Here is a 13,755-nt window from a genome sequence, read left to right on the forward strand (position 1 = left end):
GTTTTGCCGAGGGTGTTCACCTCTTCCCATTCCGAACAGAGAAGTTAAGCCCCTCATGGCCGATGGTACTGCGCAATCATGCGGGAGAGTAGGTAGCTGCCATATTTATTCAGAAAGTCTCACAGGGTAACTTGTGAGACTTTTTTGTTTTAGGCCATATCGTACATGCGGTATGGCCTTTTTTGTTTTACTATGCTGTCATACGATGGATTTGTTTTACCCCGGCTAATGAATACCTTTACCATTCACAGCATCTTTCCACATGAGCCATGCATCCACTTTAAAGATCTTCATTTTGCACCGCGCAGCACGGGGGCGCGAGGCTACGTTTCACGATATTGACAGGCACCTGGATGCAATGGACGAAGCCGATTATGCGCCTGCACGGTTTAAGGAAGCCGGAGGCGGCATCAGCATTGTATTGAACAACTACCTCACTTTATACCGCTCCACGGATTTCAAGGCGGCATCAGACATTGTATATTTCCTGCTGCAGTCTGTTTCCTGGCTGGATGATCACCAACAGGAAGCAGCACCGTCAATTCCTGACGGGGTAACACTTTACATGACGAACGGCGACATAATACGGCTCACCAAAGTTGACGATGATACCATTGCCATCAGCTACGACCGGCTCAATACCAGGATACCGGTAACGCCCCGCAGCAACATGTTCTTTAGCGATGTGCTGGTGTCAAAACAGGAATGGGTCTCGGCCGCAATAGTGGCATTGAAGGAATACCAGCGGATACTGGACTGGATCGTGGAAGAAGGTAATGCAGCGGATGAAGCCACGCTACTGCTCACGGCACTCAGCAAAGGGATTGACGCTATGCTCCCCAGCCATTAACCCACTATCATTTCATTGTATTTCACATCAGACATGGATGAACACCGCGGGATCAATTCCACATCAAAAATATATTTGATGGGCGTTTCTGTTTCCATTTCATTGTTCAACAACCGGATCAGTGTTTCCGCTGCTTTTTCCCCCATCTTATAACCCGATTGTTCAATGGTGGTAAGGGAAGGCGATATAATGCGAGAAGACAGGTCATTGGAGTATCCCACCACTTTTATTTGGCCGGGAATAGGGATATGTAGCTTTTGAGCCGTCTGTATTACGGCGATGGCTGCAGTATCATTTGCCGTAAAAATACCGTCCGGCAACGTACGGCTGGTAAGCACCTGCTCCGCTACAGCTGTTGCAGATTCCAGCGTGAGGTGACACACCTGCACATGGTGCTCATAGAACGGTAACTGATGTTTTTGTAAAGCAGCTTTGTAGCCTTCCAGTCTTTGCTGGTAAAGGTTGCAGGTAAGCGCCCCGGTGATATGCACAATATTCTTACATCCATTTTCAATGAGGTGCTCTGTAGCAAGAAAGCCGCCCTGGAAGTCATCACCGGTGATGGAATGGCCTTCAAAGCCAGGTGGGATGCGGTCATAAAGCACTACGGGTATATTGTTCTTTTGATAAGGGGAAAGATAGTCTGCATTGGGCGTGTGCATGGAGGCCACAGACAACAGCCCGTCCACGCGCAGGGAGAAGAAGGTTTTAGCAAGTTCCTTTTCCATTTCAATGTCTTCTTCGGATTGCCCGATCACAACGCTGTAGCCGTGTTTGTGGGCAATGTGTTGTACGCCGCTGATGGCAGTGGATTGAAAGTAAACAGAGGTGCGGGGTACGATCAGGCCAATGATGTTAGACCGGCGTTTGCGCAGGCTGGAGGCGATCCAGTTAGGCACATAGCCCATCTCCTCCGCAAGCTGCTGTACCCGTTCACGGGTTTGGGCATTAATAAGTGGATGATGTTGCAAAGCCCGGGAGACGGTAGAGGGTGATAGATTGAGGGCGTGCGCAATGTCGTAAATAGTTGTACGGCTGCGTTGTTTCACGGTGGAATATTTAAATGAGGTTTAAAGAGGGCATATTAATCAATTTCGGTCATAAAAATCCTTCGCAATTGTTATCGTGGAATTAATAGGGTTCCTAATCGATGTGTAAAAACGACACGAAGTGATGAACAGGTAGGTACCCGGGATACCATAAATGCAGGCGAAAAAGAGGGGATGTAAACGGGTTCACAGGGCACTAAAATAGACTATAAAATATTGATTGTTAATATATTAATGAATGAGCTGTAATTTTCTTGCCAACGTTGTTGTAAATGCCCGGAATATCGCTTAACTTTTGGAGCGGGAATCCGCATTTTATTAATAAAAATTCTTATGCGTAAAGTCCCTTCAGGGATGATTAACGTGTTAGAAAATCTGCTGGAACATTAATTGTTGTACAACTTTCGGGTAAGGGCAGTGATGGAACGCGGTGCAGGGCAAATGATATATGGGGAAAATTGCAGTTTTATAAGAATTTGATAGTTCTGTAATAGCAAAAATCTAACATTGTAGGCCAAAGAGTGTGCCCTATGCCGGGGGACCCTATAAAACACAGTGTTGCCCGCATTTATCAGGTAAAAAAAAACTGTTGGAACTGTTGGAAATTTTCTTACATTGTGCGTCCAACTTTGAAAATTATCAATTGCTTATTGAGACCAGTAGCGTAAAACCAAGCTTGTGAGGGAGCATTTTAAACACCGGCTTCCATCATCATTAAGTGTCAGTTCGACCAAATGCATAAAATCCCGGAGAGGGGCTACAGTTGCGACTTTTCGCGACGGATTAAATTTTGTGAGTTTTTTGTTGCTACACTTGTTTTTTTGAGGCAACCGTATAACTTTGCGAACTACCGTTATTTGAAAATATCTAAATCCAAATAATTACTAACAACAACAGTTTAATCTTTAACAACTAAAAATTCAACTCAAAATGGCTGAGACTAAAACAACTGTGACTGCAGCTAATGCAAAGACGGCTTCTCATCAACCAGCGAAATCATCTAACCTGTTCTCCTCGCTGGCTGTGCCCATCTGCCTGGTGATCGGCTTCTGCCTGTACTACTTTGTACTGGGCAACCCCGCTAACTTCCAGGGTGGCAACGTTGAGGGCAAACCAGTTGAAGCGGGCATTGGAAAATGGTTTGGCACTGTTTATCACGGTGGTGTCGTGGTACCCATCCTGTTGTCAGTTCTGCTGACTTGCTTGACTTTCGTAATTGAGCGTGCACTGTACCTGAGCAAAGCTAAAGGTAAATTCAGCGGCGCTGAACTGGTAAGAAAAGTACAGTACCACCTGGCTAACAAAAACGTAGACGCTGCACTGGCTGAGTGCGACAAACAGAAAGGTTCTGTAGGTAACGTACTGAAAGCCGGCCTGAAAAAATACAAGGAAATGATCGGCAACACTGAGCTGGACACAGAACAGAAACTGCTGCAGATCAAAAACGAAATCGAAGAAACGACTGCCCTGGAACTGCCCATGATGGAAAAGAACCTGGTGTTCCTGTCCACTATCGCTTCCGTAGCTACCCTGCTCGGTCTGTTCGGTACTGTATTGGGTATGATCAAGGCGTTTACCGCTATGTCTGCCGGTGGCGCACCCGATTCTTCCCAGCTGGCACTCGGTATCTCAGAAGCGTTGATCAACACCGCACTGGGTATCGGTACTTCTGCACTGGCTATCATCTCTTACAACTACTTCACTACCAACATCGACGGTATCACTTACGCTATCGATGAGTCTGGCTTTACTCTGACTCAGAGCTTCGCCGCTAACCACAAATAATTTTTTTGTGTGGTTGTGTGGAATACGCACAGTTCTGAATCTAATGAGTAAATACTAAAACACGTAAAGATGCCAAAAGTAAAAATGCCAAGAAAAAGCACGGCCATCGACATGACGGCGATGTGTGACGTAGCTTTTCTGCTTTTAACTTTCTTTATGTTGGCTACGAAGTTCAAGCCGGACGAGCCGGTGACGGTAATCACACCGTCTTCTATTAATACACAGCTTTTACCGGATTCCGACGTGATGTTATTCACGGTTGACAAAGACGGTCGTGTATTCTTCAGCATGGACGGACAGCCCAAGAGAAGAAAGTTAATCGAGGACCTGAACACACAATATCATTTGGGTCTGGACGATAAAGAAATGAACAACTTTGCTGTAGGGGGTTCTGTAGGTACAGATATCAAAAATCTGAAAGCCTACCTGGGGATGAACGCAGACCAGCGTAAAGCCTCCGGCCTTGAAAAAGGCATTCCTACTGACTCAGTGAACGGCGAGTTGGGACAGTGGATCGAGTACGGTACTACTGCGCAGGCAGGCAGCTCCGGTCTTAACAAACTGTCTTACTGTATCAAAGCTGACAACCAGACGCCTTATCCGGTGATCAAAGACATCCTGGATACGTTTAAGAAGAAGCACATACAGAAACTCAACCTGGTTACCAACCTGGAAGCTATCCCCCCGGGAACCGCTGCTGCGCTGGCACAGGAAGAAACCAAACCGGCAAAGTAATTTGCTGATTACCAAACTGTAAAAAAGAGCGTACCATGGCAGAAATGGATACCAGCAGTAGTGGCGGGAAAGGTAAGAAACACGGTGGGACGAAATCCAAAAAACACTCTACCCGTGTGGATATGACACCAATGGTGGACCTCGGGTTCCTGCTCATTACTTTCTTCATGTTGACCACGACCATGTCCAAACCTAAAACGATGGACCTGATCATGCCGAAAGACACGAAGAACGAAGAAGAACAAAACAAGGTAAAAGAAAGTACCGCGTTGACCATATTACTGGGTGGAAAGGACCGCGTTTATTATTACGAAGGTCTGGCCCAGGATCCCAATGCTGCGGCAAATCCCGACTTCTTCAAGGCAACTACTTTCGCTGCAAAAGGCGGCATTCGTGATGAGATCATCAAGAAGAAAGAAGAAGTAGCCAAGCTTCGCAACGCAAAAGGCGAGCCCGAAGACGTAGTGGTGATCATCAAAGCATCTGACGAATCTACTTACAAGAACTTTGTAGGTATTCTGGATGAAATGGCAATCAACCGCATCTCCCGTTATGCTACCGTGGATATTACCGACCAGGATAAGACATGGATCAAGCAGACCGAAAATGCAAACGGTAATAAATAAGGAATGTAATTTTTGCATCCAAAGAAAACAGTAAACAATGGATTCAGCCAAAGCCTTACAGTCCGATTTTCTTGACATCCTGTTTGAGGGCAGGAATAAAGAATATGGGGCATATGAATTAAGGAAAAAATACGACAAGCGCGTTCGTAACGCGATCTTGGGTACCCTGGGTCTTTTCGTACTTCTGGCTGGTGCTTATCTTTTGTACAACGTGCTGAGCGCTGAAGACTTAAGCAAAGCAAAGAAACCAGTCGTAGAAACGATTAAGATGGAGGATCTCAAAATACCGGATGAGCCTAACAAGCCACCGCCCCCCCCTCCGCCTCCCGCACCGCCACCCCCCGTTAAACCGTCCGTACAGTTCACCCCCCCGGTGATCAAGAAAGACAACGAGGTGAAGCCCGATGAGGAGCCCCCGAAACAGGAAGAGATCAAAGATAAAGCGGTAAGTACCAAAACCGTAGAAGGTGACCCGAACGGTGTAGACCCCGGGTTGCTGGAAGACAGTAAAGGTTCTGGTGTGGTAGAAGCACCTGCTGCTCCCGCTAAAGAAGAGATCTTCACTTTCGTAGAGCAGCCGCCCACCTTCCCCGGTGGTGAGGACGCGCTGAACAAGTACCTCTCCAAAAATATCCGTTACCCGCACGTTGCGCAGGAAAACGGTATCCAGGGCACCGTATTCGTTCAGTTTATCGTAGACTCTGAAGGTAACATCAAGGATGTAAAAACCGTAGGTGCCGCTAAAGGTGGTGGCCTGGAAGAGGAAGCGATCCGCGTGGTGAAAACCATGCCGAAGTGGAAAGCCGGTAGACAGAATGGACGCCAGGTATCTGTGCAGTTCAACCTGCCCATCCGCTTCACCCTCGCAGAATAGCAGATGAACCATCTCAAATAATGAGCATCCCGGAAGCAATTCCGGGATGTTTTTTTTTATGCGCATTTGTCCCGGAAAATTTACGCAGGCCGCGTGTGCAAAATGCAGGCACCTGCATCTTTAGTGAAGAGAAGATCATTCATAACAATAGCATTCACATACATTGAAACGCTGTACTGTAGCCTGTTTTGATGTGTGTGAATGCTGTTTTCGTTTATTCGTTAACGTTATAAAATATTTTATAGAAACGTGTGGAATGTATGGTGCATGGCGTCCTATTGGTACAATAAAACTTACATCTATGGACGCTATCAACATTACCCAAAACGACTTCCTCGACGTATTGTTTGACAACCGGAACAAAGACTATGGTGCCTATAACCTGCGCCGGTATTATGAACGCCGCATGCGCAACGCAGTGGGCATCACTGCTGGTATATTGCTGGCAATGACGGGCGCTTATGTGGTAAGCAATATCATGGCAAAGAGCCACCCCGCTGAGTTGGCGGCGGTAAGACCCAAGGTGACCACTTTGACGGAAATACCCATTGACCCTGCGGAAAAATTAACAGCGCCCCCACCGCCTGCTGCAGCAGCAGCCCCCCGCGCCCTGAAGCCCATGATCCAGAACACACCGCCTGCGGTGGTACCCGATGATACCAAGGACATTACCCCGCCACCCACACAGAAGGAAATGGAGGGCAAAGTGATCGGCAGCATAACAACACCAGGGGATGTGAACGGTGCCGATATTGACGCCCCGGTAGACCTGGCTGGTGGTGGCGGCAATGGCGTAGTAGAGGCGCCTGCCACTACAGAAGGCACCAATAATCATCCTTTTACGTTTGTAGAGCTGATGCCCAGCTTTCCCGGTGGGGAGGATGCACTGGCTAAGTTCCTGCGCAATAATGTGCGCTATCCGTCTGTAGCACAGGAAAATGGCATACAGGGTATTGTTTCCGTGCAGTTTGTAGTGACCACGGATGGAACGATCCAGGGCGTGAAAGTGATAGGCGCCACCCATGGCGGAGGCCTGGAGGATGAAGCCCTGCGCGTGGTGCGGAAAATGCCGAAATGGAGACCGGGCAGGCAGAATGGGAGAGACGTAGCGGTGTACTTCACCTTACCCATACGGTTTGTGATGCAGGATCAGTGAGTATTCCAGTAGTGTTAGTGTTGCATCCCCCACGGCCCGTAAACCGTGGGGGATTTGTTATTTTTGCACTGGCTAAATAAAAACAGATGTTAGGTAAACTGGCAGGATTTGATGATACGATCGTGGCGCTGGCCACCGCGCCGGGCATAGGCGCCATCGCGGTGATACGCCTGAGTGGTAAGGACGCTGTGCGCATTACCAACGAATTGTTCCCGTCTAAAAACCTGGAGGCGCAGCCCACCCATACCCTGCATTTTGGGAGCATCGTGTACCAGGGGCGCATCCTCGATGAGGTAGTGGTGAGCCTGTACCGCGGCCCCAAATCCTATACTGGGGAAGAAGTGGTGGAGATATCCTGCCACGGATCGCCCTACATCCAGCAGCAGATCATTGATGCCTGTGTGGCATGCGGCGCGCGGCTGGCCAAACCGGGCGAGTTTACCCAACGCGCTTTCCTGAATGGGAAACTGGACCTCACCCAGGCGGAATCTGTAGCCGACCTGATTGCCAGCAACTCCGCCGCATCGCACCAAACGGCCATGCAACAGATGCGGGGCGGGTTTTCCCACGCGCTGAAAGATCTGCGGGAACAATTGATCACTTTTTCATCGCTCATAGAACTGGAACTGGATTTCAGTGAAGAAGATGTAGCGTTTGCAGACCGTACCCGTCTATACACATTGGTGTCTGCCGCCATGACCCAGGTGCAGCAACTGATCGATTCTTTCCAGATGGGTAACGTGATCAAGAACGGGGTGAGCACCGCTATTGTAGGTAAACCCAACGCCGGTAAATCCACCCTGCTCAATACCCTGCTCAATGAGAACCGTGCCATTGTGAGCGACATTGCCGGCACTACCCGCGATACGATTGAAGAAGTGCTGAACATAGGCGGCATCCTCTTCCGCCTGATCGATACCGCCGGTATCCGTGAAAGCGATGACACCATTGAAAGCATCGGGGTACAGAAGACCATGGAAAAGATCCGGGAAGCCGGTATTGTAGTGTACCTTTTTGATGTGAATGAAATGAGCGTGGAGGAGGTGCAGGAGCAGGTGGACGTCTTTGTGGCCTCCGGGGTCAATTACCTGTTGATCGGGAACAAGGCGGATATCAGGGGCGAGGAATTCTATGCATCGAAATTTGCGGCTATTCCGGGCGTTCTATTTATTTCTGCCAAGACGCATACCCATATCCAGGAAGTGAAGGATGCACTGTTGCACAAAGTCATGAGCGGGGATGTGCGCACCGGCGATACCATTGTGACCAATGCGCGGCACTATGCGGCGCTCCAGGAGGTAATGAAGGCCTTGCGGGATGTGAAGGCGGGGATGGACCGCCAATTGCCGGGGGATCTGCTGGCGCTGGATATACGGCTTTGTTTGCATTGGCTTGGGGAGATTACCGGGGAGGTGACGAATGAGGACAGGTTGGATTATATATTTTCTAAGTTTTGTATCGGGAAATAACACCTTTCTTTCAATTGCATCTTCTTTTATTTATTTACCTAACGTAATACTTCTCAGTATTGAGTTTGGGAGGACGCAGCAACACGGCCAGGATTATCTCAATTACAGGAAAACAACTCGGAGGCTGATTTAGGGAATATATAGCTGCTCGTTAACGTTACAATGCGCAGACGACTACCTTAACAAGGATTCATTATATTTACTTTAGTGTACATATCCACCTATGGCACAACATGATACCGTCTTAAAAATGCTGGCGGAGTTTGACGCTAACCAGCTAAATCCCATCAGGGATGACCTGGAAATTGCCAGGATGATCAGAGCCGCATTGCCGGAAAATGAAGAATTTGAGCCCTTGGTTCTCGCCGAGCTGTACGTATTTTCTTTATTAGAGGATAACGAATACGGCAAGTCGAACTGGCAGACGTATTTCGGCCCCGAATTGAAATTTACGGTGGATGGGCAAACGTTTGAAGCGATTTCGTTGGATAAGATTACCAAAGAGGTGGTTGATTATTGGGAAAGGCGTACAGAGCAATGTTCCAATCCTATTCTGAAGAGCAGATATGCTGGAGTAGTTTGGGAGTTCTCAAAAAAAATAAGAAATACTAAAGCGGACTTCAATAAAGTGGGCGTTGCTTATATCAGCAGTTTACTTCAAGCTGGCCAAGCCGGTCGCTATGTGTATTCACAAACTGTTCTTAAGAAATTATCAAGAGGGCTTTCCCTTGCTATTGGGTTTAAAAATGATGCTTTCAAGAATCAGGCAATTGAAAGTATAAGAAAATATGTGAATGACCATGGAGATAAGCCAGGCATCTGGCGTTACAATTACGATTTAATTGTCAAAGAGAACTTTAAAGAAGTTGATGCGTCAGTTATAAAAGAGATTGTTGATGATCTGGAGCAAAAATTGTCCATAAGTCTCACTTCAAACAGCAACGGACTGCCAGAATTAAATAGTACACATGTAGCCATGGACAGGCTTTTGGACTATTATAAAAGATTAAATGACAAATCAAATATTAAACGCCTTCTTGATAAACTAGCAGCGGCATATGAAACTGTAATATCATCATCGCCTCCCATACAAGCGATTCATTTGTTAGGCAAAATGCAGGAATATTATAAATCCAACAATTTTTTCGCAGAAGCAACTGAGTGTTACAAAAGAATACAATCGTTGAGTCCTGCGGTGCTTGATGCAATGGTACCCATAGGTACGGAGTTCAAAATGTCTAAAGATGTTATCGACGAATTTGTTGCAAAGTGTTTGTCGGGAGATATTGCTGAAGTTTTAACACGGTTGGGTGTTGTATTTATTCCTACAAAGGATGCGAACCTTTCAGTATTTGGAGGCACCGGTATTTCAGCATTACTGACTAGAAGTCTACATGATGGCACCGGTAGAACAGTGGCTAAAGTAGGGCCTTTGAGCACTGACATTTCCGGTAATGAAGTTACGAATATATCGACAAACATGTCTTTTGGGTCGGTATTGCTTCATTTCTGCATGAAGGCAGGAAAGGAACAGTTATTGCTAACCTTGGAAAATATCATGGAATATTTAAAACATTCCTGTTTAATTGCTCCAGATCGGTATGGGCTGGTTGAAAAGGGGATCGCGGCTTACCTTGAAGGAGACTTCGTGACTGCTCTTCATATTTTAATCCCACAATTTGAATCGGCCTGTTTAAAATTAGTAGAATTGAACGGCGGAAGTATTTGGAGGGAGGGTAAGAATGGTGGCGATAATATTAGAATTTTAGATGATGTTTTGCGGGATGGGAAATTCATAGAAGCTTTTGGGGAAGACGAATCTTTATATTTCAGGGTTTTGTTTACCGACCAGCGGGGATGGAATCTCCGGAATAAAGTTTGCCACGGTATGATGAAAACGGACAGTTTTGATTCCCGGAAGGCTGACCGTGTTTTTGTTGCCTTCCTGCTTCTCGGGCATATCAGATTCCTGGAATTTGAACCTCGTCAGAATCAAGACTGATTTTGCCGAAGTTGAGGCTTCTTGTGTATCTTTTTATAAGTCACTACTGATACAGTCACTTTAAGCTCAATGTTGTTCGATAAAAAAATCGTAAGCTCATAATAAATGGAGAGACCATTGATCTTACCGAAACTGAAACCCGTGTGTTGCACATCTTTGCATCTTCTCCTAACGAGACAATAGAGCGAAGCAGGCTACAAAAAGAGATATGGGAAGATAAAGTGTTATCGTAGGCCGCAGCCTTGATATGTTCATATCAAAACTCAGAAAAAAACTGGAACCTGATCCCAATATTTCCATTGTTGTGATTCGTGGCAAAAGATATAAACTTGAAATCAGCTCTTAAGGAAGAATTGCCCGCGCTGACATTTTCCCATCCCTATCTTCTACTAATTCCCTTGAATTTTTGCCTTTATTTTCATATAAAATATTGATAGTGAATATTTTATTTTCTGTATCGGGAAGTGGGAAGGCTCACACCTTCATACCGGATGGTAACCGCCGCAGTTCTATTGCAGCGCAGGATGTGATGCGCTTAATTGCAACATATTTTCCTTAAATTGATATAGTTAATAACCCGGAATAATCCCATTCAATTACAACTACCCTTTTATGAAAAATGTTATCCTCCAAACAGGCATTTTTTTCCTGTTAGCCCTTGGTCAAACTTCAATGGCACAAACCAACTGTGATGAATTAAAGAAGGAAAATGAATCCCTCAAAAAGGCATTGCAGATCACTACGCCTGTAAAGACAATTACCTCTTCCAAAATAGATTTCAATTTTATAAAATGCGAGGGAAACGCGAAAGAACAAACGGTTGAGATAACACTTACATTGGTAGATCATGATGCCAACCGGTCGTTTCAATTCTACCGGACCAAAGCTATTGATATAGAGGCAAACGAATATGAAACAAGTGATGTTAAAGTCGGTAGTGAGACTAGCGGGAATACCATTTACACGGACACGCCGATTAAGGCCGTGATTAAATTCACGAAAGTCCTGCCATCAATAAAGATGTTGAAGTTGATCCCGTTGTCTTATTTTAATGGAGCTCCTGGCAATTCGGTAGAAATTGAATTCCGGGACATTGCGATCGTCTGGAAATAGGTCAATAATGTTTTGCCTTTAAATCTGTGAAATAACAGGTCACACACCCTCTTGCCGTATCGGGAACAGACAATTATCTGAAAAACGACAAATGCATTAATGGCGAAGTTTGCCGCATTTTTGATTTGGATTTTTAGTCAATTCCCTGGCTATATTATCGCTCATTTGTCCCCGCACAGATACTAAAAACTTCTGAACCTGACACTCGTGGTATCCGGAACACCGGGTTCAATACCTGTACTGATCCCAAGGCCATTTGTTACCAACACGGAATCATTGACTGAGCGAATTTTGAGCTTATACCCACCATTTATAACGATAGTATCTTCGCCCTGCCTTTCCCATGTCCACTCTACTTGCCCATACTGATAGGGCGCCACAATCCAGGTGCAGTAGCTATAGCTTCCGCTGTGATCGCCACTGAATATAGTCCGGAACATATCCGTGTTATTCACAGAATCCGTTACGCCGTCCAGGTACCATTGCTTGTCTACAAATTTGGAGATGTCGATGGGAACATGTGGGGCATCGTCTTTTTTACAGCCGAAAAGCACTGCCAGTCCCACCAGTGCGGTAAAGGTTATTTGTTTTGAAGTCATAGGAGGGTTACATTTTTGAAATTGCTGATTCAAATATATAAAATATTTTATAATATATATCTTTGGCTACCAGCAGATGCCTTCCTTTGACTGAAGCCTCCCCAAACCGCCCTCTCCCCAAAAAAAATTAGCATTTCCTTAAACCCATTTTCCCGTTCTTTGACCGCAAATCAATTCCCCTATGCGGTATCTGCTGCTCATCGCCGGCATGGCCTGCGCCTGCCTGCCCGCCAAAGCCCAGGATGGTAAAGTGAAAAAAATGTACGAAGCCCAGGAGTATGAAACACTCACCACCGGCTACGGCCAGCACCCGGAAATGCTCTCGGCCCGCTCCCTGTACTATGTGGGCATGGCCTATTATCTCCTGGAAGATGATGCAAATTGCATAAAGTTCATGGACAAAGTGATTGCCCGGGACCCTAAGAACGCGCGCCCCCACTATATCAAAGGCATTGTAGCCTTTAACCAGCACCAGAACGATACGGCTATTACAGACTTCAAAACCGCCATCGCACTGGATTCTACGGTAGGAGAGTTTTATAGCGAACTGGGAGATGCCTATCTCGAAAAACAACAGCCCGACCTCGCCCTGGACGCCTTTGAGCGCGCCGCCCGCAAAATGAAAACGCCGGAACATGCCTACATGATGATGGCAAACATCTACATGGACCGAAACCAATCCGAAAAGGCCCTGGAAGCCTATTACAACGTAAAGGCAAACATGACCACCGTTACACCGCCGGTGAAACGCGCGCTGTATAACATCGGATTACTGGAAATGGATTTCCACCGCTACGACCGGTCAGAGACTGCTTTCAAAAACCTGCTGCTCGCAGATCCGGGCGATTATGAAGTCTACCAGAAACTGGTGCGCGTGGCTTACCTGCAGGACAATCCCGATAAAGCAAAGAATTATAAAACAAAACTCTACGAAGCACATAACGCCGGCAAGTTGCATGGTGCCCTGGATGATGGATTTTGCATAGATGTATTTGACTGGAACGGGAGGGAAGTACAGGCTGCAGAGCGCTACCAGCAAGGGCCCAGCCGGTCTTTCTTTAATAAAGTGGTCTTCTATGTAAACAATGGCGACCGGGCGGAACGCACCGTGCAGCTGGAATACTCTGCTTTGTCCATCCAGCAGGGAGGGCCTATGTATGTGTTGTGCGGTAACCAGGGTAGCACGCATTACGTGTACGCCACCGGCTTTAACGAAGGATATAAATATGCGGATCTGAAAAATGCAGTGCTGGATATACTGAACGGCATGGTGCAACCTGTTTCTTCCACGAAGCTGGTGGAATAATAAACCGCTGCCGCGTAACGGGAAAAAAGGCAGGCTTGCCAACCGTCCTGCGTAAATTACTGTGTTTGAATACACTTACCCGATCCCCGATAAGCCCACTCCAGCGCTGTACTGCAGTGATATTGCAGTGTATTTTTTTGTTTGCAAAATCTCATTATTTGTCTTAATTTAAAGACGTAGCCCGCGTTATT

General features: G+C 46.4%; 13 protein-coding genes and 1 rRNA gene. 12 read left to right on the top strand and 2 right to left on the bottom strand.

Translation table 11 applies throughout. The features are described 5' to 3' along the window. Positions 1-105, top strand: a 5S ribosomal RNA gene (gene rrf, locus DCC81_RS10150); the annotation flags it as partial. A gap of 157 nt (positions 106-262) precedes the next feature. After that, positions 263-850 (top strand): hypothetical protein, encoded by a 588-nt coding sequence (locus tag DCC81_RS10155; protein ID WP_108686543.1) that lies wholly within the window; start codon positions 263-265, stop codon positions 848-850. Here DCC81_RS10155 and DCC81_RS10160 read toward each other — a convergent pair. Continuing rightward, a complete protein-coding gene (locus DCC81_RS10160) occupies positions 847-1,899 on the bottom strand; it encodes a LacI family DNA-binding transcriptional regulator (protein WP_108686544.1) in 1,053 nt (350 codons plus the stop codon). The genes DCC81_RS10155 and DCC81_RS10160 overlap by 4 nt on opposite strands. 930 nt (positions 1,900-2,829) lie before the next feature. Between DCC81_RS10160 and DCC81_RS10165 the strand changes: the two genes are divergently transcribed. The 9 genes from DCC81_RS10165 (at position 2,830) to DCC81_RS10205 (ending at position 11,659) form a co-directional block, all read left to right on the top strand. Continuing rightward, on the top strand, positions 2,830-3,684 hold the full coding sequence (locus tag DCC81_RS10165; protein WP_108686545.1) for a MotA/TolQ/ExbB proton channel family protein: 855 nt from the start codon (positions 2,830-2,832) through the stop codon (positions 3,682-3,684). A 69-nt stretch (positions 3,685-3,753) separates the two neighbouring features. Continuing rightward, on the top strand, positions 3,754-4,419 hold the full coding sequence (locus DCC81_RS10170; RefSeq protein ID WP_108686546.1) for an ExbD/TolR family protein: 666 nt from the start codon (positions 3,754-3,756) through the stop codon (positions 4,417-4,419). Positions 4,420-4,454: 35 nt separating this feature from the next. Continuing rightward, positions 4,455-5,045 (top strand): ExbD/TolR family protein, encoded by a 591-nt coding sequence (locus DCC81_RS10175; protein ID WP_108686547.1) that lies wholly within the window; start codon positions 4,455-4,457, stop codon positions 5,043-5,045. A 37-nt stretch (positions 5,046-5,082) separates the two neighbouring features. Further along, positions 5,083-5,919 carry an energy transducer TonB gene (locus tag DCC81_RS10180; protein WP_108686548.1) on the top strand — a complete coding sequence of 279 codons (837 nt, stop codon included), beginning with the start codon at positions 5,083-5,085 and terminating at the stop codon, positions 5,917-5,919. 301 nt (positions 5,920-6,220) lie between these two features. Continuing rightward, complete coding sequence (locus DCC81_RS10185) at positions 6,221-7,075, top strand: energy transducer TonB (protein ID WP_165806541.1); 855 nt, start codon at positions 6,221-6,223, stop codon at positions 7,073-7,075. A gap of 86 nt (positions 7,076-7,161) precedes the next feature. After that, on the top strand, positions 7,162-8,544 hold the full coding sequence (mnmE, locus tag DCC81_RS10190; protein WP_108686550.1) for a tRNA uridine-5-carboxymethylaminomethyl(34) synthesis GTPase MnmE: 1,383 nt from the start codon (positions 7,162-7,164) through the stop codon (positions 8,542-8,544). A 223-nt stretch (positions 8,545-8,767) separates the two neighbouring features. Then, positions 8,768-10,546, top strand: a complete 1,779-nt coding sequence (locus tag DCC81_RS10195; RefSeq protein WP_108686551.1) for a DUF4209 domain-containing protein — start codon at positions 8,768-8,770, stop codon at positions 10,544-10,546. A gap of 143 nt (positions 10,547-10,689) precedes the next feature. Then, entirely contained in the window at positions 10,690-10,779 is a 90-nt protein-coding gene (locus DCC81_RS26045) for a hypothetical protein (RefSeq protein ID WP_205686305.1), read from the top strand. A 379-nt stretch (positions 10,780-11,158) separates the two neighbouring features. Beyond that, complete coding sequence (locus DCC81_RS10205; RefSeq protein ID WP_108686552.1) at positions 11,159-11,659, top strand: hypothetical protein; 501 nt, start codon at positions 11,159-11,161, stop codon at positions 11,657-11,659. A 182-nt stretch (positions 11,660-11,841) separates the two neighbouring features. Here DCC81_RS10205 and DCC81_RS10210 read toward each other — a convergent pair whose 3' ends face one another. Further along, entirely contained in the window at positions 11,842-12,258 is a 417-nt protein-coding gene (locus tag DCC81_RS10210; protein ID WP_108686553.1) for a hypothetical protein, read from the bottom strand. Between the two features lie 181 nt (positions 12,259-12,439). Between DCC81_RS10210 and DCC81_RS10215 the strand changes: the two genes are divergently transcribed. Continuing rightward, positions 12,440-13,564 carry a tetratricopeptide repeat protein gene (locus DCC81_RS10215; RefSeq protein WP_108686554.1) on the top strand — a complete coding sequence of 375 codons (1,125 nt, stop codon included), beginning with the start codon at positions 12,440-12,442 and terminating at the stop codon, positions 13,562-13,564. The last annotated feature ends 191 nt before the right edge of the window (positions 13,565-13,755 follow it).

It is taken from the genome of Chitinophaga parva, assembly GCF_003071345.1.
Lineage (GTDB): Bacteria > Bacteroidota > Bacteroidia > Chitinophagales > Chitinophagaceae > Chitinophaga > Chitinophaga parva.

Bases quoted from the DNA above. Each gene is read 5' to 3' on its own strand.
- DCC81_RS10185 (WP_165806541.1), top strand. From the start codon at position 6,221: ATGGACGCTATCAACATTACCCAAAACGACTTCCTCGACGTATTGTTT.
- DCC81_RS10215 (WP_108686554.1), top strand. From the start codon at position 12,440: ATGCGGTATCTGCTGCTCATCGCCGGCATGGCCTGCGCCTGCCTGCCC.
- DCC81_RS10165 (WP_108686545.1), top strand. From the start codon at position 2,830: ATGGCTGAGACTAAAACAACTGTGACTGCAGCTAATGCAAAGACGGCT.
- DCC81_RS10180 (WP_108686548.1), top strand. From the start codon at position 5,083: ATGGATTCAGCCAAAGCCTTACAGTCCGATTTTCTTGACATCCTGTTT.
- mnmE (WP_108686550.1), top strand. From the start codon at position 7,162: ATGTTAGGTAAACTGGCAGGATTTGATGATACGATCGTGGCGCTGGCC.
- DCC81_RS10205 (WP_108686552.1), top strand. From the start codon at position 11,159: ATGAAAAATGTTATCCTCCAAACAGGCATTTTTTTCCTGTTAGCCCTT.
- DCC81_RS10175 (WP_108686547.1), top strand. From the start codon at position 4,455: ATGGCAGAAATGGATACCAGCAGTAGTGGCGGGAAAGGTAAGAAACAC.
- DCC81_RS10210 (WP_108686553.1), bottom strand. From the start codon at position 12,258: ATGACTTCAAAACAAATAACCTTTACCGCACTGGTGGGACTGGCAGTG.
- DCC81_RS10155 (WP_108686543.1), top strand. From the start codon at position 263: ATGAGCCATGCATCCACTTTAAAGATCTTCATTTTGCACCGCGCAGCA.
- DCC81_RS10170 (WP_108686546.1), top strand. From the start codon at position 3,754: ATGCCAAAAGTAAAAATGCCAAGAAAAAGCACGGCCATCGACATGACG.
- DCC81_RS10195 (WP_108686551.1), top strand. From the start codon at position 8,768: ATGGCACAACATGATACCGTCTTAAAAATGCTGGCGGAGTTTGACGCT.